The 23,800-nt window shown below is 44.3% G+C and carries 20 protein-coding genes and 1 pseudogene; 6 read left to right on the top strand and 15 right to left on the bottom strand.

The genetic code is table 11. The annotated features are described in order from the left end of the window. Position 1 precedes the first annotated feature (1 nt). The 8 genes from purM to purE are packed head-to-tail and all read right to left on the bottom strand — an operon-like array spanning position 2 to position 7,967. The gene (gene purM, locus FD12_RS04155) at positions 2-1,012 is read right to left on the bottom strand and encodes a phosphoribosylformylglycinamidine cyclo-ligase (RefSeq protein WP_056981845.1); all 1,011 of its coding nucleotides are present in this window, start codon (positions 1,010-1,012) and stop codon (positions 2-4) included. Between the two features lie 10 nt (positions 1,013-1,022). Then, the gene (gene purF, locus FD12_RS04150; RefSeq protein WP_054747008.1) at positions 1,023-2,465 is read right to left on the bottom strand and encodes an amidophosphoribosyltransferase; all 1,443 of its coding nucleotides are present in this window, start codon (positions 2,463-2,465) and stop codon (positions 1,023-1,025) included. Continuing rightward, positions 2,450-4,687 (bottom strand): phosphoribosylformylglycinamidine synthase subunit PurL, encoded by a 2,238-nt coding sequence (purL, locus tag FD12_RS04145; RefSeq protein ID WP_056981843.1) that lies wholly within the window; start codon positions 4,685-4,687, stop codon positions 2,450-2,452. Before purL ends, purF begins: the two co-directional genes overlap by 16 nt. Then, on the bottom strand, positions 4,680-5,363 hold the full coding sequence (purQ, locus tag FD12_RS04140) for a phosphoribosylformylglycinamidine synthase subunit PurQ (protein WP_054746975.1): 684 nt from the start codon (positions 5,361-5,363) through the stop codon (positions 4,680-4,682). The genes purL and purQ overlap by 8 nt, the downstream gene beginning before the upstream one ends. After that, a complete protein-coding gene (gene purS / locus FD12_RS04135) occupies positions 5,360-5,623 on the bottom strand; it encodes a phosphoribosylformylglycinamidine synthase subunit PurS (RefSeq protein ID WP_056981841.1) in 264 nt (87 codons plus the stop codon). Before purS ends, purQ begins: the two co-directional genes overlap by 4 nt. Continuing rightward, positions 5,623-6,363 carry a phosphoribosylaminoimidazolesuccinocarboxamide synthase gene (purC, locus tag FD12_RS04130; protein ID WP_056981839.1) on the bottom strand — a complete coding sequence of 247 codons (741 nt, stop codon included), beginning with the start codon at positions 6,361-6,363 and terminating at the stop codon, positions 5,623-5,625. The genes purS and purC overlap by 1 nt, the downstream gene beginning before the upstream one ends. 1 nt (position 6,364) lies before the next feature. Beyond that, on the bottom strand, positions 6,365-7,498 hold the full coding sequence (purK, locus tag FD12_RS04125) for a 5-(carboxyamino)imidazole ribonucleotide synthase (protein ID WP_056981838.1): 1,134 nt from the start codon (positions 7,496-7,498) through the stop codon (positions 6,365-6,367). Next, the gene (gene purE / locus FD12_RS04120) at positions 7,479-7,967 is read right to left on the bottom strand and encodes a 5-(carboxyamino)imidazole ribonucleotide mutase (protein ID WP_054746973.1); all 489 of its coding nucleotides are present in this window, start codon (positions 7,965-7,967) and stop codon (positions 7,479-7,481) included. Before purE ends, purK begins: the two co-directional genes overlap by 20 nt. Before the next feature lie 253 nt (positions 7,968-8,220). Here purE and FD12_RS04115 point away from each other — a divergent pair, with 253 nt between their 5' ends. Continuing rightward, entirely contained in the window at positions 8,221-9,198 is a 978-nt protein-coding gene (locus FD12_RS04115) for an aldo/keto reductase (protein ID WP_186825947.1), read from the top strand. A gap of 207 nt (positions 9,199-9,405) precedes the next feature. Here FD12_RS04115 and FD12_RS04110 read toward each other — a convergent pair whose 3' ends face one another. From FD12_RS04110 to FD12_RS04090, 5 genes and pseudogenes are all read right to left on the bottom strand, one after another. Further along, the gene (locus tag FD12_RS04110; RefSeq protein WP_056981836.1) at positions 9,406-10,743 is read right to left on the bottom strand and encodes a dihydrolipoyl dehydrogenase family protein; all 1,338 of its coding nucleotides are present in this window, start codon (positions 10,741-10,743) and stop codon (positions 9,406-9,408) included. Positions 10,744-10,952: 209 nt separating this feature from the next. Continuing rightward, positions 10,953-11,761: pseudogene (locus tag FD12_RS14390) on the bottom strand (TraX family protein). A gap of 245 nt (positions 11,762-12,006) precedes the next feature. Next, complete coding sequence (locus tag FD12_RS04100) at positions 12,007-12,561, bottom strand: ferritin-like domain-containing protein (protein WP_054746968.1); 555 nt, start codon at positions 12,559-12,561, stop codon at positions 12,007-12,009. Between the two features lie 9 nt (positions 12,562-12,570). Continuing rightward, positions 12,571-12,795, bottom strand: a complete 225-nt coding sequence (locus tag FD12_RS04095) for a heavy-metal-associated domain-containing protein (RefSeq protein WP_056981834.1) — start codon at positions 12,793-12,795, stop codon at positions 12,571-12,573. A 260-nt stretch (positions 12,796-13,055) separates the two neighbouring features. Next, positions 13,056-14,975, bottom strand: a complete 1,920-nt coding sequence (locus FD12_RS04090; protein WP_056981832.1) for a heavy metal translocating P-type ATPase — start codon at positions 14,973-14,975, stop codon at positions 13,056-13,058. A 160-nt stretch (positions 14,976-15,135) separates the two neighbouring features. On the opposite strand from FD12_RS04090, the gene FD12_RS04085 reads away from it, so the two are divergent. From FD12_RS04085 to FD12_RS04065, 5 genes are all read left to right on the top strand, one after another. Next, positions 15,136-15,777: an NAD(P)H-binding protein gene (locus FD12_RS04085; RefSeq protein WP_056981829.1), complete on the top strand. Its 642-nt coding sequence runs from the start codon at positions 15,136-15,138 to the stop codon at positions 15,775-15,777. Between the two features lie 279 nt (positions 15,778-16,056). Next, the gene (locus tag FD12_RS04080) at positions 16,057-17,388 is read left to right on the top strand and encodes an ammonium transporter (protein WP_056981828.1); all 1,332 of its coding nucleotides are present in this window, start codon (positions 16,057-16,059) and stop codon (positions 17,386-17,388) included. Between the two features lie 206 nt (positions 17,389-17,594). Then, complete coding sequence (locus tag FD12_RS04075) at positions 17,595-18,743, top strand: AbrB/MazE/SpoVT family DNA-binding domain-containing protein (protein ID WP_056981826.1); 1,149 nt, start codon at positions 17,595-17,597, stop codon at positions 18,741-18,743. A gap of 21 nt (positions 18,744-18,764) precedes the next feature. After that, positions 18,765-19,253 carry an 8-oxo-dGTP diphosphatase gene (locus FD12_RS04070; RefSeq protein ID WP_054746965.1) on the top strand — a complete coding sequence of 163 codons (489 nt, stop codon included), beginning with the start codon at positions 18,765-18,767 and terminating at the stop codon, positions 19,251-19,253. 47 nt (positions 19,254-19,300) lie between these two features. Beyond that, entirely contained in the window at positions 19,301-20,188 is an 888-nt protein-coding gene (locus FD12_RS04065; protein WP_056981824.1) for a diacylglycerol/lipid kinase family protein, read from the top strand. 441 nt (positions 20,189-20,629) lie between these two features. Here FD12_RS04065 and FD12_RS04060 read toward each other — a convergent pair whose 3' ends face one another. Next, positions 20,630-22,075, bottom strand: a complete 1,446-nt coding sequence (locus tag FD12_RS04060; protein ID WP_056981822.1) for an NAD-dependent succinate-semialdehyde dehydrogenase — start codon at positions 22,073-22,075, stop codon at positions 20,630-20,632. Positions 22,076-22,441: 366 nt separating this feature from the next. Beyond that, the gene (locus FD12_RS04055) at positions 22,442-23,785 is read right to left on the bottom strand and encodes an MFS transporter (protein WP_056981820.1); all 1,344 of its coding nucleotides are present in this window, start codon (positions 23,783-23,785) and stop codon (positions 22,442-22,444) included. Between the last annotated feature and the right edge of the window lie 15 nt (positions 23,786-23,800).

Here is a 23,800-nt window from a genome sequence, read left to right as displayed (position 1 = left end):
ATTAATCCTTTCGAATAATTACTTCTTGGAAGCCGGAAACAAGTCGGCCAACTTGGTACACCTGTTCTCCAGCTTCGCTTAATGCTGCCTTCACTTGGTCAACGTTTTCTGGGTGAACAGCCAAAACCATCCCTAAACCAAGATTGAAAGTATGTTTCATATCATCAAATGATAAATTGCCGATCTTTTGAAGGTCGTTCATGATCGGCGGCACCGGCCAAGTGCCATAATTGAACTCAGCCGCTAAATTCGCCGGCAAAATCCGGGCAACATTTTCTGGCAGGCCACCACCAGTGATATGGGCAATTGACCCAATTAATCCTTGTTCAACGAGTGGCAAAACTGATTTGACGTAAATTCGAGTTGGTCGTAGTAGCTCATGCTTAAGATCTTGATCAAGGCCAGGCAATTGATCGGCCAGCTTATAATCATGCTGTTTAAACAGAATGTCACGAACCAAGCTAAAGCCGTTTGAATGCAGTCCGTTTGACCCTAAGCCCAACAAAACATCCCCTTCGCGAAGAGCTGCTTTATTCAACAACTTGTCTTTATCGGCAATTCCCACGGCAAACCCAGCTAAATCATAATGCCCGTTCGTATACATATCAGGCATTTCGGCGGTTTCGCCACCAATCAATTTGGCGCCTGCTTGCTTCACGCCCTCGACAACCCCGGCGACAATTTTCTTGGCATTGTCCGGATCTAGGTGACCAATCCCTAAATAATCCAAAAAGAAGAGTGGCTTGGCTCCCTGGGCAAGGATATCATTGACACACATTGCCACAAGGTCAATCCCGACGGTTTCATTCAAGCCAGCCTGGATAGCAATCAGCAGCTTCGTGCCAACCCCATCAGTTCCAGATACCAACACGGGATTTTTGTACTTCCCAAGTTCCAAGGGAAACAGTCCGCCAAATGCACCCAACTCGCTATTTTTGGATAAATTTTTAATTTCATCGACTAATTTGTAACCAGCGTTAATATCGACACCGGCTTTTTTATAGGCATCCATCAAAATTACCTCATCTCATTTGTTGTAGCTGGGCTTGATCGCGATCATATTCTTCTTCGTAATCGTATAACGGTGTTGGATATTTACCGTCGAAGTAGGCAACACAGAGGCCCTTGTTAGGGGCATCAGTTTGAAGATTAACTGAATCAACCACCCCTTCAACACTGAGAAAGCCTAACGTGTCACAGCCGAATAATTCGCGCATTTCTTCAATGCTCTTGTTAGCAGCGATCAGCTCACGAACATGTTGGATATCGATCCCATAAAAGCATGGGTAGCGCAGTGGCGGCGAGGCAATTCGAAGATGAACTTCAAGTGCTCCTGCGTCCTTGAGCAATTTAACGATTCGTCGACTGGTAGTTCCCCGAACAATCGAGTCATCAACTAAGACGACTTTCTTTCCCCGAACGACTCCTTTAACGGCCGAAAGCTTCATGTTAACACCTTGCTCACGGAGTTCCTGAGTAGGTTCGATAAAGGTTCGGGCAGAATACTGATTCTTCACCAAACCCATTTCATACGGTAGACCAGATTCTTGGGCATATCCCATTGCGGCAGACAGCGAAGAATTCGGCACACCAATCACCATGTCGGCGCCGGGAACCGGTTGCTCACGGGCTAACCGCTCGCCCATTCGTTTTCGGGCAGAGTGGACGTTTACGCCATAGATATCTGAATCAGGCCGAGCAAAATAGATGAACTCCATCGAACAAATTGATAGCTGTGTATCGTTAGTATATTGATCCACTGTAATCCCAGAGTCATCAATTTTAATGAGTTGGCCGGGCTGAACATCAAACTTAAAGGTTGCGCCAACGGCATCCAACGCGCAAGTTTCGCTGCAGACCACGTAAGCCCCATTTGGCAGTTGACCAACCACTAACGGTCGAAACCCGTTGGGATCAAGCGCCGCATACAAACGGTCCTTTGTGATAACCAAGTAAGCAAACCCACCCTTGATGATGTTCAGGGCTTCTTTCATTTGGTCATCGAGGTCATCTGCCTGACTCAGTCGAATTAAGTGCATTAAATTTTCACTGTCAGAACTGGAATGATAAATTGCGCCGCGATCTTCCAAGTTTTTTCGAATTGAAATTGCATTGGTCAAGTTCCCATTGTGGGCCAGGGCAAATTGGGTATCGCTAAAATTGAACGGGAGTGGCTGAATATTTTCAAGGAGATTACTACCGGCAGTCGAATAACGAACATGGCCAATGGCAGCAGTCCCGGTCATATCTTCAACGGCGTTAGGAGAGTCAAAAACGTCCGTCAATAACCCAAATCCCCGCTTGGTCTGGAGGTGACCGTCATTATTAACTGTAATGCCGGCCCCTTCTTGACCACGATGTTGAAGGGCAAACAAGCCAATATAGGTGAGTCTGGCGGCGTCAGGAGTTCCCCAAACGCCAAAGATCCCACATTCTTCATTGAGACTTTTTACTTCAGACGGCATTGTAATGCCCCTTTCCAAATATTGAACGCAGTGTCAACATCGATATCAAAGTAACCATCCGTTGCTTGAACAAACAAATGATTGTCAGCAGTTACCTTTCCAAGCAGCTCTGCTTGGCTGCCCGTAATTTGTTCAAACTGTGCTTGGTTCGCCTGTGGCACTGAAACTAAGAACCGTGATTGAGTTTCAGAGAAAAATTGGTTAACGCTCAGCGAACTTGAAAGGCTAACCCCAAGTTGATTACCAAACGTACTTTCAGCAATCGCCGTGATCAATCCGCCTTCTGAAATATCGTGAGCACTATTCAATAAGTTTGCTTGAGTCGCTTTAGTGATTAACTGCTGAATCTTTAATTCATAATCTAAGTCAAAGTCGAACAGCTGACCAGAAATTTTACCAGTCTGCATCTTTTGAATTTGTGAGCCGTTAAAGCCGTCACCAGTTTTACCAACAACGTAAACTAAATCGCCAGCCTGTTTGAAATCTTGGGTGGTCACATGCTCGAGGCCCTTGATCAAGCCAACCATGCCAACCATCGGTGTTGGATAAATTGGCACATTGTCATATTCATTATTTAATGAAACATTCCCAGAAATGACTGGTGCTTCAAATTTTTCACAGGCTTCACTCATTCCCATTACAGCTTGATCCAACTCATAAAATTGATCTGGTTTTTCGGGATTACCAAAGTTAAGGCAATCAGTAATTCCTAGTGGAACAGCTCCTGAAGCAACGATGTTTCGGGCTGCTTCAGCGACTGCCATCTGGCCACCCACTCGCGGATTCAAATAGAGATACCGGCCGTTGACATCGGTGGTGATTGCCAAGGCCTTGTCATGATGACGAACTCGAACCACGGCTGCATCTGAACCAGGAGCAACCACTGTGTTAGTCTGAACCTGCGTATCGTAAGTTTCGTAAATGTCTTCTTTGGAAGCAATGGTTAATTGATCCAGCATTTGTTTTAAGGTTTCAGTTGGATTGACAATTTGAGGTTGATACTGTTTCGGGTCAGCGTCCTTCAAATGTTCAGGGACTGCTGACTCACGATGATAAACGGGGGCTTGAGAAGCCAATGAATCAACTGGCACGTCTGCGACCACTTCACCATGTTGGCGCAATTGATATTGGTGGCCTTCGGTGACGTGGCCAATAACGACGGCGTCAACCCCATGATCGGCAAATACTTTCAGCACTTCGTCTTCGTGGCCAGCCTTCACACATAACAACATCCGTTCCTGTGATTCGGAGAGCATCAACTCAAAAGCAGACATGCCAACTTCTCGTTGCGGCACTAAATCAAGATCAAGCACCATCCCGTTACCACCAGCCTTGGAACCCATTTCTGCGGATGATGAAACGAGGCCGGCAGCTCCCATATCTTGAATGCCAACTAGCGCATCTGAATGATTATTAATCACGTCAAGGCAGGCTTCCATGACTAATTTTTCGGTAAATGGATCCCCAACTTGAACAGCAGACCGTTGGCTTTCGTGCTCTGAATCGAATTGGAATGAGGCAAATGACGCCCCGTTAATGCCATCCCGACCGGTTTTGGCGCCAACGTAGATAATACTGTTCCCAACTCCGGCTGCGGCCCCAACTTCGATTTTATCGAGATCCATCAGACCCACACACATCACGTTTACTAAGGGATTGTGTTCATAGGCGTCATCAAAGGCGGTGTCACCACCAACCGTCGGTACGCCGATACAATTACCGTAAGCACTAATGCCAGCGACGATCTGCTGGATAAAATATTTATCGCTGTCGGTCTTAGGAGCACTGAATCTTAAGCTGTCCAGGCTGGCAATTGGGCGAGCACCCATCGAAAAGATATCCCGTAAAATACCACCAACCCCAGTCGTTGCGCCTTGGAATGGCTCAACTGCTGAAGGGTGATTATGACTTTCGGCTTTGAAAACAACGCCCTGATTGTCACCAATATCAATGATGCCGGCACCCTCACCTGGGCCCTTCACAACGTGTTGACCTTTGGTGAAAAACTTTTTTAAGACTGGTTTGGAATTCTTATAAGAGCAGTGTTCGCTCCACATACCAGAGAAAAGCCCAACTTCGGTATAATTAGGCAATCGATGTAAAACATCGTCCTTGATCAAGTCATATTCGTGATCGGTCAAACCCATTGATAAGTACAACTTGTGATCCCTAATTTGTTCCGGTGTTGCTTCAGTTTGAGTTTGTTCCGCGACTTTATTCATAGATAACCCCTCGACTCTTAATATGCTTGACGATCGACTGAAATACCCCCTTGCCGTCACTTGAACCTAAGATATCTTCGACGGCCCGTTCTGGATGGGGCATCATCCCTAATACATTGCCTTGTTTGTTAACAATGCCGGCAATGTTATCGACACTACCGTTTGGATTGTTGGTATATTTGAAAACAATCTGGTCATTGGCAACTAAATCCTTCAATGTTTCTTGATCTGCATAATAATTCCCATCACCATGGGCAATTGGCAACGTAATCAATTGGCCCTTTTGATATTCAGAACTGAAAATGCTGTGATCATTATTGACGACCAAGGTTTCATCCTTGCAAATAAACTTGGCAGACACGTTTTTCTGCAAGCTGCCAGGGAGCAGGCCTGCCTCAGTCAAAATTTGAAATCCGTTGCAAATTCCCAATACCGGTTTGCCACTCTTGGCGAATTTTTGGAGAGCGGGAATGATTGGTGAGAAGCGGGCAATTGCCCCACTTCGTAAATAGTCACCATAAGAGAAGCCTCCGGGAATCAGAACAGCATCAAACCCAGCTAACGAATCATTCTTATACGAAACAAGTTCAACATCTTCTTTGATGATATCTTTAATTGCGTTATAGAGATCCATCTCACAATTTGATCCGGGAAATGCAAGGACAGCAAATTTCATTGGGCAGCCTCCGTTTCTTCAATTTCATAGTGGTAATTTTCCATATTGTAATTGGCCAGCAGCTTATCACAAATTTCATTAATTTCGGCATCCAGGTCAGCCTTTGATTTACCGTCAGCAACCGTTAATTCAAAATACTTGCCGAGTTTGACATCTTCAACGTTCTCATAACCTAATCGTTGAAGGGCTTTGTGAACAGCCTCTGCTTCAGGGTTCAAAATTGATTTTTTATAATTAACGTAAACTTTTACAAGGGCCATTAGTTAACACCTTCCACTTTTTCGAGTCGACCGAGGATTTCTTTATAAACTGGGACTAGTGCGCCCAAGCCCTTTCGGAAGACATCCTTATCAAGTGACTTCTTCGTATCACGATCAACCAAACGACAACTATCAGGGGAAATCTCGTCGGCGAGAATTAAGTGACCATCGGCGTCAATACCAATTTCAACTTTGAAATCAACCAAGTCAATGTTCATCTTGCCAAAGATTTCTTTCAGCCGATCATTGACTTTCAAGGCAATTGTCCGAATTTGATTCATCTGATCTTCGGTCGCAATCTTCAAAGCTGCGACTTCAAAATCATTAATGAATGGGTCGTCAAGTTCATCGCTCTTGTAATAGAATTCGGTAACGGGTTTGTCGAATTTCATCAAATGCTTAACCGCAAAACGCTTCTCAAAACTACCTGAAGCAAAGTTGCGGACAACTGTTTCCAACGGAATAATCTGAACTCGTTTAACTAATTGATTGTTGGAATCAAGCTGCTTAATGAAGTGATTTTCAATGCCATGTTTAGCCAGGTCGGTGAAGATTAGGGAAGAAATCTCACAATTAGTTTGACCCTTACCGGCCATTTGGACTTTTTTCTTGCCATTAAATGCCGTTACTTGATCCATGTAATGAACCCACATGATGTCAGGATCGTTAGTAGTAAACATTTCTTTGGCTTTTCCTTTGTATAAGAGGTCTTTTTTCTCAATATTGTTAATATCAGTCATTTTAATTTTCTCCCTTTAACATGTCGGTGGATTCAAGCAAGTCATCAATATTGTCACCAAGCACGGTAACGTGGCCCATTTTCCGTTGTGGCCGAATTTCTGCTTTACCGTAGTCGTGGAAATGCCATTCTGGATGATCTTTGAGTAAGTTGCGGGCAAGCGTTAGGTCGGTTCCCAACAAGTTGCGCATGACCGCTGGCTTGGTTTGAGTAACGGCCGGAATTGGCAGGCCACAGATACTTCTAATATGTGCCTCAAATTGAGAGATGTTGCAGGCTTCGATCGTATAATGACCGGAGTTATGTGGACGTGGCGCTAATTCATTGACCATGATATCTTGATCATCAATCACAAATAGTTCAATTCCTAAAACCCCATACAAATCCAGCTTATTGGCGATGATTTCCGCATATTGATGTGCTTTGTCATGAACCGTCTGCGAAAATTGTCCTGGGGCAATGGTTGTGTGTAAGATGTGATTCTTATGGCGATTTTCAACCAGTGGGAAGGTGATCACTTTCCCGTTGAGGTCGCGAGTAACCATGACGGAGGCTTCAGCAATAAACTTTTGGCGGGCTTCCAGAATGCACTGCGTCTTATCGTATAATTCAGCAGCGCCATCGATATCGGCCGGACCATTAATGTCCATTTGACCGTGGCCATCGTACCCACCAGAGGTTGTTTTCAATATTGCGGGATAGCCAACTTCATCAATTGCTTTCTCAAGTGAGTGCTTATCGTTTACCGCAGCAAACTTTGTCACCGGCAAGCCACAATCACGGATGAAGTTCTTTTCATTGAGTCGTTCGCCAGTGATATGCAGTAAGTTAACCCCTTGAGGAAGTTCAGCCACCTTTTTGGCTTTGAGTAGGGAAGCTTCATCAACGTTCTCAAATTCATAGGTCAACACATCCGACTTTTCGGCCAACTTCATGAGTGAATCGACGTCGGCATATTCAGCGACGATTTGAAAATCCGCCACCTGACCCGCCGGTGATTGTGGCGTCGGATCCAGAATGCCAACGTGATAGCCCATCGATTTGGCAATGAGCGCCATCATCTGTCCTAATTGACCACCGCCAACAATTCCGATCGTGGCTGGTGGCAGGATTGTTTTAATCGAACTGCTGCTCACTGTTTTTGGCCTCCACTTTCTGCTCATGTTTCAAATCGAGCAACTTCTTTTCAATTGTTTTGTCAGTCGTTGCTAAAATCTGAGCTGCGAGTAACGCTGAATTTTTAGCGCCAGATTCACCAATGCTAACAGTCGCCACTGGTGCCCCAAATGGCATTTGGACAATTGAAAGTAAGGAGTCAACGCCGTTTAATGTTCGTGTTTTGATGGGTACCCCGATAACGGGTAATGTCGTATTTGCCGCAATCATGCCTGGTAGATGGGCCGCCCCACCAGCACCGGCAATGATGACTTTCAAACCGTTATTTCTGGCAGATTTACCAAACGCTTGTAGTTCGTCTGGCATCCGATGAGCTGAGATAACGTGCTTTTCATACGGAATCCCCAGCTTTTCAAGTAGTTCACATGCCAGCTTCATTGTTGGCCAATCAGATATCGATCCCATTGCCACTCCGACGACGTTTGCCATTTCAACACTCACCTTTTCGAATTTATTTGGTGTCTAAATCATACTGGCATCGATTTTAATTGTCAACAGCATTGTTCGTGTTTTACCCCATTTTTGCCGCTTTTTTACAAAAAATAGTTCATATTTTATGTTTTAACGTTTTAACTTCGATTGATTTTAGCCCTATTCAACCGAATCCGGCCAGGGAACAATTATTCTGCTCAAAAAATGTTAAAATTGAAGTAACGTTAACAACAATTAGGAGGCAACAATCATGAAATTCCGGACACTTGGAAAGACTGGCTATTCAATCAGTGAAGTTTCACTTGGAACTTGGCAGCTCGGTGGTAAGTGGGGTACCCCATTTGACCCCAAGGATGCTGAAGAGACCCTTGCTGAAGCCTATGATCACGGGGTTAATTTCTTCGATACTGCCGATGGTTATCAGGATGGCAATAGTGAAAAGACGGTGGGCAAATTTGTTCAAACCCACCCTGATGTCCATTTCACAACTAAAATTGGTCGCAAAGAAATGCCATTAACCGTTGACCACTTCAATCCTGAACACCTCACCCGCTACGTTGAGGAATCATTGACGAACATGGGAGTCGATGCATTGGACATGGTGTTACTCCATTGTCCGCCAATGCAGACTTATTACATGCCGGAAACTTTCTTCACGATGGATAAGCTCAAGAAAGCGGGTAAAATCAAAAATTACGGGGTGAGTGTCGAACGAGTTGAAGAAGGGATCAAAGCGATGTCGTACGACATTTCCGCCGTTGAAATTATCTTCAACATGTTCAGGTTACGGCCAGCCGATTTATTCTTCGATCTCGCCAAACAACATAACATTGGCATTTTGGCCCGGGTCCCCTTGGCAAGTGGCCTATTGACCGGCAAATTCACGGCAGATACCAAATTTGCTCCGGAAGATCACCGCACAACCAATCGAAACGGTGAACAATTCGATAAGGGTGAAACCTTCTCCGGTGTCGATTACCTGACTGGTGTGAAAGCCGCCAACGAGTTAAAGGAACGCTTAGGCACCGACAACTTGGCTGCAACCGCCCTTCGTTTCATTCTGATGTACGATGCCGTTTCCGCTGTCATCCCCGGTGCCAGCAATCCGACCCAAATTGATCGCAACACGACTGCCGCTGACCTTCCAGCACTTAGCGATGAACAAATGCAGATCGTCCGCGATGTTTACAATAAATATATTAAAAACCCCGTTGAGTATCTCTGGTAATTAAGTGCACGAAGATCTCATTCTTTAAATCAAAAAAGTGGGCCAAAAACCGACAATCAGAAGCTGAAACTTCCATTGTTGATTCTTGGTCCACTTTTTTCATTTTAAAGTTATTTTACTTTGATCTTAGCAGCACTGACGAAATGGATTAACTCAAACAGCCATTCAGCCGCCAATGAACTGGTTGCTAAACAACTAACCTGTTCTTCATGACAATTGCCCGAGCGTATCAGCTGCAATTGATGGGAACAACGTGATCAGCCGACCAAGTTGATCAGCGCTGAATTTGAACTCAATCGCCGGCAGCAAAGTGTTAATCGCATTTTCTGCTTGGTCACTGATTTCGGTTGCTCCGACTAATTGATGCTGCTGATTATAAATTAAGGTGTTATCCCCAATTTTTTCCTTCGTAACTTTCCGGTACCAATCATCGGGCAAATGATTGGTTTGAATATCGAAATCACCACTGTCCTTGGCGGCTTCCGGGGTCACCCCGACTTTGGCAATCCTTGGTGAGGTGAAGACAACTGAAGGAATCGCCGGATAGCTAATCGGTGCATCGCTATCACCAGCAAATTGATGCATCAGGTAAGTTGACTCAAAAATGGCGGTTGGGGTTAATTTAGGTTGATCCTTATCGATCACATCCCCAGACGCATAAATATTATCAACGCTGGTTTGCAGATGATCGTTCACCGAAATACCATTCCGATTATACTTAATCCCGAGCTTGTTTAAGCCAAGACCATCGACATTAGGGTTGCGACCAGTTGCATCAAGCACCCAGCTGGCAGTAACTTGTTGATCATCATTATAATGAACAACGAAATTATCGGCGGCTTTTTCAACTTCGGTTACCTTAGCATCATAAATAAACTGGACCCCGCGAGACTTCAAGTCAGCCACCACTTGATCAACATAAGGCTGATAGAACTTTCGCAGCACCCGGTCACCGTGAGTCATGACCGTGACCTGAGCGCCAGCAGCGTTGGCAATTGTGGCAAATTCCAAACTAATATAGCCGGCACCGATAATCACAATTTGCCGGGGCAGCCGCTTTAAATTCATGAACTCTTCGCTGTCATGCATCAAATCGTTTCCCGGCACTTCCAAACGGTGGGGATGCTGACCGGTTGAAATCACAATCTTGTCGGCAGTTTTCGGTGTCCCGTCAACCATCACTGTATGATTATCAGCCAGGACGCCATAGCCCTTAATGATATCAATATTGACCGACTTCATTAATCCAGCAATCATGGTCGGCAACTCATCAATCACCTCATGCATGTGCTGTTCATTTTGTTCCCAATTAATCGAAATGCCGCCAGAAACAATGCCGTCCAGTCGCTCTGTTAACCGAGCTAATTGAACAGGGGCATCCAACGTAATTTTGGCGTTACAGCCCCGATTTGGACACGTTCCCCCAATTAAATCGGTCTCAATTACGCCGACCCTTTTACCTGTACTTGCGAGTGGAATAGCGCCATCAAAGGTTCCGTGGCCGCTGCCAATATACAAAACATCATAATCATATTGATTTGCCATAAATGTCCCTCCATTTGTAAGTGAGCGGATCCAAGCGGTTAGTAACCGAAGCGTAAGTCTCCTCAATCAGAAATTCTGGTTTTTAGAATTTTTGATTGAGGTGCTTACGTGCAGGTTACTGCTTGGAGGAGCTGTCCTAAATCTCTGGTCGATTACGTTTCATAAGTAATCGTACCCCGGACGGAATTCACAAGCAAACAAATTGCCTATTAGGCTCTCACGCCAAGCAACGAAGCGATGATATATAGTACCCAAATGTGAATCGGATAAAATGCATAGAAGAAGCCCTTCATACTTCGACCCAATTTGCCGTTATACATTACTAAAGGAATAATCGCAAAGGCCATCATCCATTGGGTGTTTTCTGAAAGCAGCGAGCTGAAATTAAATCCAGTCGACAGGAAGGCAAAAACTGCAACCGCCAGCAGCTGCCAACTACGCTTGTTTCGCAACAGATACATCACTGGACCAAGATACAAAAAGAATGAGTTCTCAGCCGTGATTGGGGTTGGGACTGCAATGGCGATTGCTTTATAGAAAATGCTTGGATTGCCCGTGCCGATGAATCCGATTAAAACACCGGCAAACAGCAGCGGCAATATAATAATACCAATTCCTAATAAGATGTTCCCCACCGATGATCCCGGTGACCGTCGGCAATGGTTTGAAGACCGTACATGGTTAAAACACCAATGAACAAGTCACTAAAAATATTGTTCATCAGGCCGAAATTTCCCATACTGAAGAAATGCTGGACAACCAAATTACCAATTCCCATTACCCAAAAGCCGATCAACAATCGTGACAGGTAGCGTCGCTGATTATGGGTGTGGGTAAATCCTTCAACGCTTAAAAACATGAAGATGGTCGCAACGGGTCGGCCAAACCAGTCAAGCCAGTTCGGGGCCCCGGCTGCTGCAAACATTTCATGAAAATGGTCAATAAACATTAACGTAATCCCGAGTACTTTAATGTCAAAATTGGTTAGACCTCTTCTGCTGGTGGCGGTTAAATTCATGACTAATCCTCCAAATTCTTTCAAATCAATTTGTTAGCTAGTTAATTATATGAGTAACTAACTATGACGTTAAATTTAACCCTAACGTACTTATTTGTCAATGACAATATCTCTCATCGACAATTTAAAAACAGTCGACATTAGTCTACCCCCATAAAGTAAAAAATCCCCAAACCAAGAATTTTGGTCTGGAGATGATTCGTTTGCAATTATTAATCAAGATTTAATTCAGTTACGATATACCGCTAAAAGTCTTCTTCGTCCAATCCTTCTCGAGGATCATTGCCAAGAAGCGCCTGCAGTTCAGCAATATTGTGATTATTATCACCGAGTAGCTTTGTAAGAGCAGCTGCCAGAACTGGCCGATCTTCTTTTTCTGCCAGCTTAATTGCCCGGGTAATAAACAAGTTTTCTGTGTCATAGTCATGGACAAAACTATCGATCAGCCACTCTGCTGAGTGGTACTTGTTTTCACCATTTTCAGTTAACATCGCATACTCGCTGAACTCTTTTTGGGTTGTTGGCGTCAATAAATTTTCATCGATCAGGGTTGCGCCTAATGCATCCTTTTGCTTGTTGGCTTGCATCAGCAACTCACCAAAGTAGGCCTTCAGTGAGTGGGCGTTCATCCCTTTAACATACCATTTGGCTTGCTGAAGCTTATCCGCTAACACTACCAGGTTTGAGACAATGTGGCCAACCATTGCCCCTGCGGTTGGGGTGTGGTGGTCAATATCGGCTTGTTTCACTTCCGCTGCAAATAAATCTTTTGGAGTTGTTTCCGCATTTTTAGTTGTCATTTTTCTACCTCATTCCTTCACTTTCATTGATTGAACTTCGTAACCTAAATCTGTCACCGTATTGGATAGATCGTCCGCAGAAATTTTGGTGCCATCAAACTCCGTCTTAACTTTGGCAGCGTTGAACATGACTTTAACGTCTTCAACGCCATCCTGTTTTGCCAATGCCCCCTGAATTTTTTGCATGCATGATGGGCAGGATAATGCGTCTAATTGTAGAATTGCTTTACTCATAATAATGACCTCCATTTAGTTAAATGCGCTCTTCCAAGCAAGAACCTCCCCATAAGCATCTCCCAGAAAAATTCCAAACCCGGGAATTTCCCTGGCAGAAGCCTTATGGTCCGGTTCTTAACCGCTTGGATTCACACTCTTATTAAATGTGCTCCCCCAAGCAGAAATCTGCTCATAAGCACCGCTAACAAAAATCCTAAACCCGGGATTTCTGTTAGCGGAGACTTATGCTCCGATTTCTACCGCTTGGACTCGCACTCTTATTGTTTTAATGATAATTCCGATCCCTGCAAAGATAATTGATCTGGATCAAGTTTTGCCACTTTTGTTCGATATTTAATCAATCTCATCGCATTAAAGATCACAACCAGGATGCTTGCTTCGTGGACAAACATCCCACTTGCCATATAAATGTAGCCAAGCATTAACCCGATCAGTAGAAATACGACGGTGGCGATCGCGATAAAGATGTTCTCCTTTGTATTGGCGACCGTTTTTTTAGCGAGGCCAAACGCGTGAACCAGCTCGTCGAATTTTGAAGCCATCAACACAACGTCGGACGTTTCAACTGCGACATCGGTTCCGCCACCCATGGCAATCCCAATGTCTGCAGTGGCAATCGATGGACTGTCGTTAATCCCATCGCCGATGAAGGCAACCTTGTGCCCTTGAGCTTGATACTTCTTCACGTAAGCCACCTTTTGTTCTGGCAGCAGTTCAGCATGAACCGTATCGATACCAATTTGTTGGGCAACCGCTTGAGCAGTCGCTTGATTGTCGCCCGTTAACATAATCGTTTGCTTGATCCCCAACTTTTTAAGCTGGCGGAGACTCTCGACAACTCCTTGGCGAATCACATCAGAGATCCCTAAAATTGCACTCACCTGATGATTAATTGCCACAATAACGGATGAACTCCCCTGATTTTGAATGGTTTCCAGATCATCTCGCTGCTGAGGAGAAAGGTTAATCTGATGATCAGCCATCAAAGCGGCATTACCAATTAACACTTGCTGATCTTCAATGTCAGCTTGAATGCCCCGACCTTTAATTGTGTTGACTGAGCCTGCGGTAGCTTGATCCAGGCGAACTCCTTTGTCAGTCGCAAATTGAACAATCGCTTTGGCCAAAGGGTGATCGGAATGCTGCTCAATTGAGGCCGCCATTGCCAAACCAGCTTCATTAGCCGCATAATTTTTAAATTGGGTCACAGCGGTTTTACCTTCAGTTAAGGTGCCGGTCTTATCAAAGACTAAGGTATCAACGTTGGCAAAGGTATTCATCACTTCGCCGCCTTTAATCAGGACACCGTTTTTGGCGCCATTACCAATTCCGGCAACGTTGGAAACTGGCGCGCCAATGACCAACGCCCCTGGGCAGCCGAGAACTAACACGGTAATCGCCAAGCGAAAATCTTGAGAGATCAAGCCAACCACTAGCGCAATCACTAACACGGCTGGGGTGTAGTACGTCGCAAATTTGTCAATAAACTTTTCGGCTGGGGATTTGGTATCTTGGGCATCCTCAACTAACTCAACGATCTTGCCAAAGGTGGTCTCATCACCGACCTTAGTAGTCTCAACTTTAACGGTCCCGTTATCCAAAATCGTCCCTGAGTATACTGGGTCACCCTCAGTTTTGGTCACCAACTTGGATTCTCCGGTAATGCTGGCTTCATTGAGATGACCAGAACCGGCCACAATTTTGCCATCAACTGGAATTTGGCCGCCGGCTTTGACTAGCACCACATCGCCGACATCCACAAAGTCAACGTCGGATTCTGCCGTGCTGCCATCGTCATTCACAATTGTTGCGGTGGTTGGCGCCATTTCAGTTAAATCTTTGATGGAATGGCGGGTCTTAGCCAGCGTCTTATCTTCCAGAAAGGTTCCAAAAAGAAATAAGAAGGTCACAATGGCGGACTCATTGTACTCACCAATGATAAAGGCGCCAACAACTGCGATACTGACCAGCAGTTCAATACTGATCGTTTTAAACCTTAACGCCGAAATCGCTCGTAGCAGAATTGGCACCGCGGAAATGATTGAAGCCAGGATAAATGCCCCCGTATAAAGCAGCCGCGAACCCAGTACATTTCCAAGCAGCCCAATTCCAATCAGAATCGCTGTTATTAACGTAATTTGATTAGTGTGTTGATTAATAAATCGTTGTATTTTCATCATGTTTCGCTCCCGTCCTTTGATTATGCCCTAAGTATAGGGAGCAATCCCCAATAAATAATTGATCTGGATCAAGTATTGCAAATTAAAATCATAACGCTTTGTGTATGCGACCGTTTTTATCTATAATTAAGTTAACAAATATGTTAGGAGGCTCCCCATGAAAATTATCGTGATTGGCGCAACCGGCCGAGTCGGATCGACCGTCGTTTCGAAGTTAATGGCTAATAAGGACATCGAAGTGTATGCAGGTGCCCGCCACCCCAAGAAAGTTCCCGTCGCCCCAAATGTCACGCCATTTAAAATTAACCTACATGACACCAAGGACGAAATCAAAGAAGCGCTCCCGGAAGCTGGCAAATTGATTTTCGCTGCTGGCTCTGGCGGTAAAGATTTACTGCAAGTCGACCTCAACGGTGCTGTCAAGGTGATGAAAGCTGCCGAAGAAAAAGGCATCTTACGATTTATCATGCTGAGCTCAAAGGGTTCCTTAACCCCAGATTTATTTAGCGGTAAAAAACAATCCCCGCTGGCTGATTACTTAATTGCCAAGTATTATGCCGACGAATGGTTAATGAACAATACCCATCTACAGTACACCATCCTGCAGCCAACGGCATTAGTCGAGAAGCCGGGATCGGGCAAAGTTACCCTGGGCGATTACACCACTAACGAAAATAGTATCGACAACGTCGCTGAAGTCCTCATCGGCTTAGCTGAGCACAATTCATCGATTGGTGAAGTCATTGAAATGAGTGCTGGCAATGAGCCAATTCCAGAAGCCATTAATCATTTAAATTAGCCTGATTTTAAATCCTACCTGAACGATTCATCATCACGTCACCTCGAGTGCTGTTGGATCGTTTTTTGTAACTTATGTTAGTTTTGATCACATTAATCACTTTGAATTTCAAAATAATTAGCTCATTTTTGTCATTGGTTGGTTGCCTTTCCAACAACTGTGGTGACGTTTACAAATTTGTTTACCATTTTCTCATTTTCTAATCATTTTCAAAAACTGCTGGAATTATCACGAAGATGATGTTAGAATTTATGACATTAAGAAAAAGGAAGCGATGTTATGAATGCTGCAAATACCTCTTTTATGATTTTATCCAGTATTTTAGTATTGTTCATGACTCCTGGACTGGCGTTTTTTTATGGGGGTCTCGTGTCAAAGCGTAACGTGGTTAACACCATGTTGTCCGTCTTCATTATGACTGGTGTTGCAATTGTTTTATGGGTTGTGATTGGTTACTCGCTATCATTTTCAGGTGACATCAGTGGGATCATTGGTAACGTGAAGAACTTCTTCATGAATGGTGTTGATTTAACATCTCTGACGGCTACCAAGATTCCAACTGGCATATTTGCAATCTTTGAAATGATGTTTGCCATCATCACGCCGGCTTTGTTCGTCGGCGCCGTGGTTGGCCGGATCAAGTTTAATTTCCTGTTAGTATTCTTAGTTCTTTGGTCAATCATTATTTACTACCCAATGGTTCACTTGGTTTGGAGCCCTCACGGAATTCTTTACGGCTTGGGTGTTCTCGACTTTGCTGGTGGAACCGTTGTTCATATCAATGCCGGTGTGACTGCGTTTGTCCTTTCCGCTTTCTTAGGCAAACGAATTAAGTTTGGTGATCGGCCGCATAACCACTACAACTTACCTTGGGTCTTGCTTGGCGCAACGATCCTCTGGATTGGTTGGTATGGCTTTAACGCCGGATCAGCACTGGGTGTTGATAACATTGCTTCTCAAGCAACGATCACGACGACCATGTCAACCGGTACTGCGATGGTCACCTGGATGGTCCTCGATATGATCATTAGCGGCAAGCCGACTTTGGTGGGCGTTTGTACCGGTACCCTTTGTGGATTAGTTGGCATCACCCCTGCTTGTGGGTTTGTCACCATCGCCGGTTCGTTTTGGATCGGGATGTTCTCAACCTTTGCCAGCTACTTCTTCGTTAACTATCTAAAGGATCGAATTGGTGTTGACGATGCCCTTGATGCCTTTGGCTGTCACGGCGTTAGTGGGATCGTTGGTAGTATCGCAACCGGTTTGTTCGCAACTAAATCCGTTAACCCAGTCGTTACCCACAATGGTATGTTCTACGGTGGCGGTTTCCATCAATTTGGCATCCAGTTACTTGCTACTGCAGTTACCATCGTATTCGTCGTCATTGCCGCTTCAATCATCATCAAAGGCCTCAGTCTCGTGATGCCAATGCGGGTTGACCGTAAGGAAGAGGAACTTGGCCTTGATCAAGGTGAACACGGTGAGGAAGCTGATTACACCGTTGAAATGAGTGATAACCTTGACGAATACCGCTCAGATCTGAATCTTTACTCAAAGGAATTTAGAGGTCAGATGGCCAATTTGACACCAAAGGATCCACCAGTGAAATAAATTGTTTCTTCTATATACAATAATATGATAAATACAAAACTAGCTGACTGCTGAAACAAGCTGTTAGTTAGTTTTTTGTGTCACTGCACATAGCTATCACTATCACTTGTCATTTAATCCTAAGAAGGATAACATTTCAATATGGATAAGGAACGTTCATTCTTTAGCCAAGGAAAGATCGCATCATACTTTGAGGAGGAACATTGTTGGAAGAAAAGAATTTTTTACAATTGCCAAAGCAGCTCAAAGAACATCTGGGCATTAAATCGGGCAATAACGTTGAGGTGACAATTACTCAAGATGGGCTCATCGTCAAATCTCCTCAAAAGCCGACTGAAATTCATGAACGCCGGGTGAGCACAATTATTTTAATTATCCTCATGACAATTGCGTTCCTAGGTTATTTTATTGTCCGAAAAATCCACTACATCCCGTTAACCGGGAATGAATCAGTTGCCACCCTTTCCTTGGGGCTGACCACCTTAAGCGGCCTGATTAGCTTTTCGACTTCATTCATTTTGCTCAAGCACAAAAAAGCCGCGGTGGTTCAAGCCGTTTCTTGGCGGAATTTTCCAACGGTCGCTTTAGCTGGCGCTTTAATTAGCTTCATGTTAATGGCCGGCCTATTCTGGATTGCCGGCAACCTGTTCAAGGGTGCTACCTTTGACTTGGCAACATCCACGGCCATTTTTGCCATGATTACGTTGATCGAGACCCAGACAATGGCTAACCTGGTCCCGAGACTTTCATCTCGATTGCTGACGAATACGTTTATCGCTGTCATTGTGAGCGGCATGGTTCTGGCAATGATGAGTAACCAAAACCTCTACTGGTGGAAGCGCAATTTGAGCTTCCTGGGAACCACTAACGCCAAATCTGCTTGGGAATTTAACCTGACATTGATTTTTTCAGGTCTCATCCTAATCGCCTTAATCGATTATTTATTTGTGTCATTAAAGCGCGTTTTTCCCAAAAACAAGCAATTATTGATTTTAAGGGTTCTCTTAACCCTATTGGCCGTCGATTTAGCCTCAGTTGGCGTTTTTCCTAACAACGTTCAGTTGCATCTGCTCCACGGCAAAGTGGCCGGCTATTTGGTGTATCTGGTCTTGGCATTGATCATTGGCATTCGGTGGCTGCTCCCCAATGTTTCGCCAGACTTTCTTCACCTATCCTGGTTGATTGCCGGCGCGCTGCTTGCTGGCGAAATTCTCTTTCAAGTGGTCGGCTATCTATCACTAACCGCGTTTGAAATTCTGGCATTTATGCTGGCGTTTACCTGGCTGGTCATGCTATTTGAACGACTCAATGATTATCTGGAGCCAATTCAAACCCGTAATTACGTCGTTAAATAATTCTGAAAATGAGGTGGGCAAATGACTTATTCCCGAACGGAACATATTGAAATGGTTAACATGTGCATGATTTATGATCAACAGACAAATAAAGTGTTGGTTGAAGATAAAACCGACGTTGCCTGGAAGTTCGGCCATACCTTTCCCGGTGGGCACGTTGAAAAGGGCGAGAGCTTGTACGACGCAATGGTGCGCGAAATCTTTGAAGAAACCGGCTTACATATCAGCCAAATGGAATCATGCGGCACCGTTGAGTGGTTCAGCGAGGAACCCGCTTATCGCCGGATTGGCTTTTTATACCGGACCAGCCATTTTACTGGTCAATTGAAACAATCGGATGAAGGGAAAATCTATTGGTTGCCAATTGATGAGTTAACCGAAGAAAATACCGCTGAAAGCTTTATGAAAATGCTCAAAATCTTTACCGACCCTCACGCAGTTGATGCGACTTCGCCTGTAATGAATGGCTCGCTGACGATAATCCCCAAACACGACTTAACCGATCAATAATCATATAATAATAGTGACAAACCAACTACATTTATAGGAGGTGCGCCATGGAAAACTATCTGATTATCTACAATGGGTCGGCGGGAAAAAGTGATAACGAAAAGATTGCCAAGCAAGCCAAAACATTTTTGGAAACCCATGGCAAGCGGGTTGAATTGGCCAAAACGCAATCTGAAGAGGAAGCCATTTCAAAGTCGGCAGAAGCGCCTAATCAATTTGACTGTCTGGTCACGATTGGTGGCGACGGCTCAATTAATACTGCTTGTACAGGCTTCCTGCAAGCCGGGAAGGCCATCCCTTTGGGCATCATTCCCGGTGGGACCGTCAATAACTTTGCCCGCGCGCTGAAAGTGCCATTGAATACTGACGACGCAATCACTAATCTATTAGCTGGCACCTGTGTCGCCGTTGACCTTGGAACGGTTGGGGCAACCCCAATGATTAGCAGCCTTACTTTGGGACGATTAGCGGATATCGCCAGAGACATTAAGGACGACAAGAAGAAAAAGTTTGGCAAGGTCATCTATCTCATTAGGGGATTCAAGGAACTGTTCACTCATCGGTCCTATAAGCTGCGAATTTCTGCTAACGACAAGGTCGAAACTTTGCGGGCCCAGATTGTCCTCATCACCACGACCAATTCAGTTGGCGGTTACGTTGAATTTAACCCCGAAGCCACTTATGATGACGATCATCTTCACGTGTTTATCCTGAAAAAATTTACTTTGCCGAAATTGCTTGCGTATCTGTCCTACTTTCTTTCAGGCAATTTGAAAGATAATGCCGACGTCAAGTATTTCAAATGTAAAACGGTTAAAATTGAAGGTTTATCTCGGCGAGAAATCCAGACCCGTATCGATGGCGACCCAGCGATGGAGCTGCCGATTACGGTTAAAACCAAGGCCGATTTTTTGCAAGTGATTGTTCCAAAATAGCAATAGGCTGGCGTATCTGAACACTTTTAACTAGAAATTAACCAAGAAGGGCAATCATTCCGACACGCTGGAATGATTGCCCTTCTTGGTTAATTGCGCTTGGTTTTACCGCTGCTTCTTTGATGCTTGGTACTGTTTATATAGCGAGAGGCCTAATTGACCAATTGCCAGGATAATCGATAACTTTGACCAAAAACCAGTTGCTTTGTTCATCGTGCCACCTCCAGTTCAATTCAATCTTTGGTAGGGATTATTTTACCGTCCGGCCTCTCAGCCAACAATTTTAAACTCTGGCAGATTCCCGCCTACCATTTGGAAGATTGCTGGTCATGGTTCACCAGCCCCCGTTTACTTAAAACCATACGCAAAAAACGCCAGAGGTTATGACTCCCTGACGAATTTTTACTTGAAATCACGCTTATCATTCAAACATAGCGTGGACTATTTTGTTTTGCTTAATTTTTTAGGTTGTGGATCCGTTGCGACTAATCCACCAGCCAAATTGTTCATGTTTGGTTTAGCAGTCTTGACAATTAATTGTTGATTAATGAAGGCTTCTTCGCCAATGTGGCTCATTTCACGGCCGTAGCCTGAAAGTTTAACCCCGCCAAATGGTAATTCTGGCAACGTTGACATGAAGTTATTAACAAATACCATGCCAGTTTCGATTTGAGAAGCAACTTCAGCACCGTGGTCTTCATCACCAGCAAAGACAATGCCGCCAAGCCCATAAGGGTTATCGTTGGCAAGATCAATGGCTTCTTGTTCGCTGTGAACCTTGTAAACGCAAGCAATTGGGCCAAATAACTCAGTGTCATATGCTGGATTATTCTTGCTGATATTGGTTAAGATTGTTGGCTTGAAGAATTGGCCTGGCAAATCAATTGGTTCATTACCATATTCAACCTTGGCACCGGCAGCAATGGCTTCATCCAATTGTCCTTGAAGCTTGTTCTTAGCTTTTTCGGTGTTCATTGGTGCAAGTGAAGTTGCAGGATCCAGTGGGTCACCTGGTTGAACTTTGCTGAATTTATCTTTAAGGGTATCGACAAATTCATCGTAAACGTTATCCATGACAATGAACCGCTTGGATGATGTACATACTTGACCAGTATTGTAGAGACGTGCTCGCCATGCGATATCAGCAACATCGTCCATATTGGCATCCCCGAGGACAATGAACGGATCCATGCCACCAAGTTCCATTGTGTTCTTCTTCAAGTTCTTACCAGCGGCTTCAGCAACGGCTGTACCACCACGCTCAGAACCGGTTAATGCAACCCCTTGAACTCGTGGATCTGCAATTGCTTCGCCAACTTGATCATAACTTAAGAACAAGTTAGTCAATGAACCCTTTGGTGCCCCAGCTTCGGCAACAACGTCGCAAAACATTTGAGCTGAAGTTGGCGTGTTAGCAGCATGTTTCAAAATCATGGTATTGCCAACCATGAAGTTAGGCGCAAACACCCGCATGATTTGGTAGTATGGGAAGTTCCATGGCTCGACCATCATGATTACGCCAGTTGCATGCTTTTGAATCTCGGCATGACCAGTTGCGATCGTATCCACTTCTTCTGGCTGAAGCAGTTCCTCACCATGATCAGCAAACCAATCAGCGATAATTGCAACTAATTCAACTTCACCTTTTGATTCACCAATTAATTTCCCCATATCAATGGTACAGGCTCTGGCAAGTTCATCTTCATGTTCACGTAACTTGGCAGCAACGTTATGAAGAATTTTTGCTCTTTCAGAAATTGGTTGTTTCTTCATTGCCCGATAGGTTGCGTCACTTTCCGCAAGTGTTTCGCCAAGTTGAATATCTGTTGCAAAAGGATACTCCTTAACAACTTCATTATTGTAAGGATTAACAGTTCGATATGCCATTGTACACCCTCCTAAAGTAAGTGGGCGGAGTAAAGTGGTTAGAAGTCGGAGCGTAAGTCTCCTCGGACAGAAATTCCGACTTGGGGGACTTTTGTTTGAGGTGCTTACGCGCAGACTTCTGCTTTACGCAGCCGTCCGATTATATTGGATAAACTAATGGAAACGTCAATAACGGCAAAGCAGCTCATTGAAACTTGAACAGCTGCCCTGCGGGAATGAAAAGCGACTGACGTTTTATCATCCACAAAAAGATTACCACAAAATGAAAACGGGTACAATCGAATGACTTGTGATTTTCAAAACAATCACGTTGTTCACTTATACATTGATTTTGTATTGAAAACTGCTTACATTTCACAATAGCAACTATGCCGTGGCTTTCATCGTATCTTTAATTTTGAATACTAAAAAGATTGCAATGATTTCAATCACTAAAAATGTTAAGAAAACACCATTGAAATTTTTATCACCTAAAACAACAGTTGCTAACACGATTGCAGTAGATCCCATGACTTGGCGAACAGTTGCAATGACTGATGACCCGTGGGGAATTAACTCATTCGTGAGTGAATCAGCCCCCAAAGTGGTTGCTGGCATCATTGCGAAGGCATTACCAGCCTCAATGACCATTGAACAGGCAATTGCAATCCAGATGTTTCGCATCTCAGAGAAAAGCAGCAACCCTGCCCAGCCGATGATAAATAGAACAAAACCGATTAAAATGACTGGCTTAAAGCCAATCCGGTCAGCGAGTTTGCCGCTACGACGATTTAACCACGAAAGCAGTGCGGCTGCTGGCACTAACGCCAAGCCTGACCATAATGGCGTGAGGCCAATGATCTGCTGATAATATAATGGCATGATGATTGTGACCGTAATGAGCGACATGTAAGACAAAGACGTCAGGGCAACTCCCAGATCAAAGTTTGGAATTGCTAAAATATCTAAATGAAGCAGCGGTGCCTTCATCTTGAGCTGACGACGAACGAACAGGTACAGCAAGATCAATGACACAATCAAAATTGACCAATTCAAATAATTGCCAATTGTCATATGTGAGATCTCATTAATAAAATACAATAGCCCAATAATGCCAAGTGACATAAATACCGAAATAAAATCAAATTCTGACGATTTTAGTTTTAACGGACTCACAATGGTTTTGAGACCCAGTAAAAAGACAGCCGTCAAGACGATGAGGAAAAATCCAAAAATTGACTGCCAATTCAGGATTTGAAGTAACACACCCGAAACAATCGGGCCAACTGCAAGTGCCGACCCCATCACCAAGCCCACCGTGCCCATCACAGCTCCTCGTTGATTGGTCGGGGTGATTTCCAAAATAATTGATTGATAGGACGGAAACAGGACACCGACACTAAATCCCTCCATCAATCGGCCGACCATCATAATCAAAAAATTAGGCGCAAAAATAATAATCAACGTCCCGACGACGAAATTAATTAAGAGTGACAAATAAAGTGGCTTAAATTTAAAGTTATCCATTAACCATGGTGATAGCGGCATGACCACCGACATGATCAACATGAATCCGGTGGTTAACCAGGCAATCTTACTTGCTGGTAAATTGAAGTATTTCATAAACGTTGGATAAGCTGTCGATAGCGATGATTGGCTAATCGACATGGTAAACGTTCCAAGCAGCAAAGTGGCAATGAACCACTTGCGGCTTTTATCTGTTAATTGCATTTTGAAAATCCCCCA

Origin of the sequence: Lentilactobacillus rapi DSM 19907 = JCM 15042, assembly GCF_001436255.1 — a bacterium.
Lineage (GTDB): Bacteria > Bacillota > Bacilli > Lactobacillales > Lactobacillaceae > Lentilactobacillus > Lentilactobacillus rapi.
Note: the sequence above shows the minus strand (reverse complement) of the source record. Positions and strands in the feature narration are given on the sequence as shown.

Bases quoted from the DNA above. Each gene is read 5' to 3' on its own strand.
- purM (WP_056981845.1), bottom strand. From the start codon at position 1,012: ATGGATGCCTATAAAAAAGCCGGTGTCGATATTAACGCTGGTTACAAA.
- purF (WP_054747008.1), bottom strand. From the start codon at position 2,465: ATGCCGTCTGAAGTAAAAAGTCTCAATGAAGAATGTGGGATCTTTGGC.
- purL (WP_056981843.1), bottom strand. From the start codon at position 4,687: ATGAATAAAGTCGCGGAACAAACTCAAACTGAAGCAACACCGGAACAA.
- purQ (WP_054746975.1), bottom strand. From the start codon at position 5,363: ATGAAATTTGCTGTCCTTGCATTTCCCGGATCAAATTGTGAGATGGAT.
- purS (WP_056981841.1), bottom strand. From the start codon at position 5,623: ATGGCCCTTGTAAAAGTTTACGTTAATTATAAAAAATCAATTTTGAAC.
- purC (WP_056981839.1), bottom strand. From the start codon at position 6,363: ATGACTGATATTAACAATATTGAGAAAAAAGACCTCTTATACAAAGGA.
- purE (WP_054746973.1), bottom strand. From the start codon at position 7,967: ATGGCAAACGTCGTCGGAGTGGCAATGGGATCGATATCTGATTGGCCA.
- FD12_RS04115 (WP_186825947.1), top strand. From the start codon at position 8,221: ATGAAATTCCGGACACTTGGAAAGACTGGCTATTCAATCAGTGAAGTT.
- FD12_RS04110 (WP_056981836.1), bottom strand. From the start codon at position 10,743: ATGGCAAATCAATATGATTATGATGTTTTGTATATTGGCAGCGGCCAC.
- FD12_RS04100 (WP_054746968.1), bottom strand. From the start codon at position 12,561: ATGACAACTAAAAATGCGGAAACAACTCCAAAAGATTTATTTGCAGCG.
- FD12_RS04095 (WP_056981834.1), bottom strand. From the start codon at position 12,795: ATGAGTAAAGCAATTCTACAATTAGACGCATTATCCTGCCCATCATGC.
- FD12_RS04090 (WP_056981832.1), bottom strand. From the start codon at position 14,975: ATGAAAATACAACGATTTATTAATCAACACACTAATCAAATTACGTTA.
- FD12_RS04085 (WP_056981829.1), top strand. From the start codon at position 15,136: ATGAAAATTATCGTGATTGGCGCAACCGGCCGAGTCGGATCGACCGTC.
- FD12_RS04080 (WP_056981828.1), top strand. From the start codon at position 16,057: ATGAATGCTGCAAATACCTCTTTTATGATTTTATCCAGTATTTTAGTA.
- FD12_RS04070 (WP_054746965.1), top strand. From the start codon at position 18,765: ATGACTTATTCCCGAACGGAACATATTGAAATGGTTAACATGTGCATG.
- FD12_RS04065 (WP_056981824.1), top strand. From the start codon at position 19,301: ATGGAAAACTATCTGATTATCTACAATGGGTCGGCGGGAAAAAGTGAT.
- FD12_RS04060 (WP_056981822.1), bottom strand. From the start codon at position 22,075: ATGGCATATCGAACTGTTAATCCTTACAATAATGAAGTTGTTAAGGAG.
- FD12_RS04055 (WP_056981820.1), bottom strand. From the start codon at position 23,785: ATGCAATTAACAGATAAAAGCCGCAAGTGGTTCATTGCCACTTTGCTG.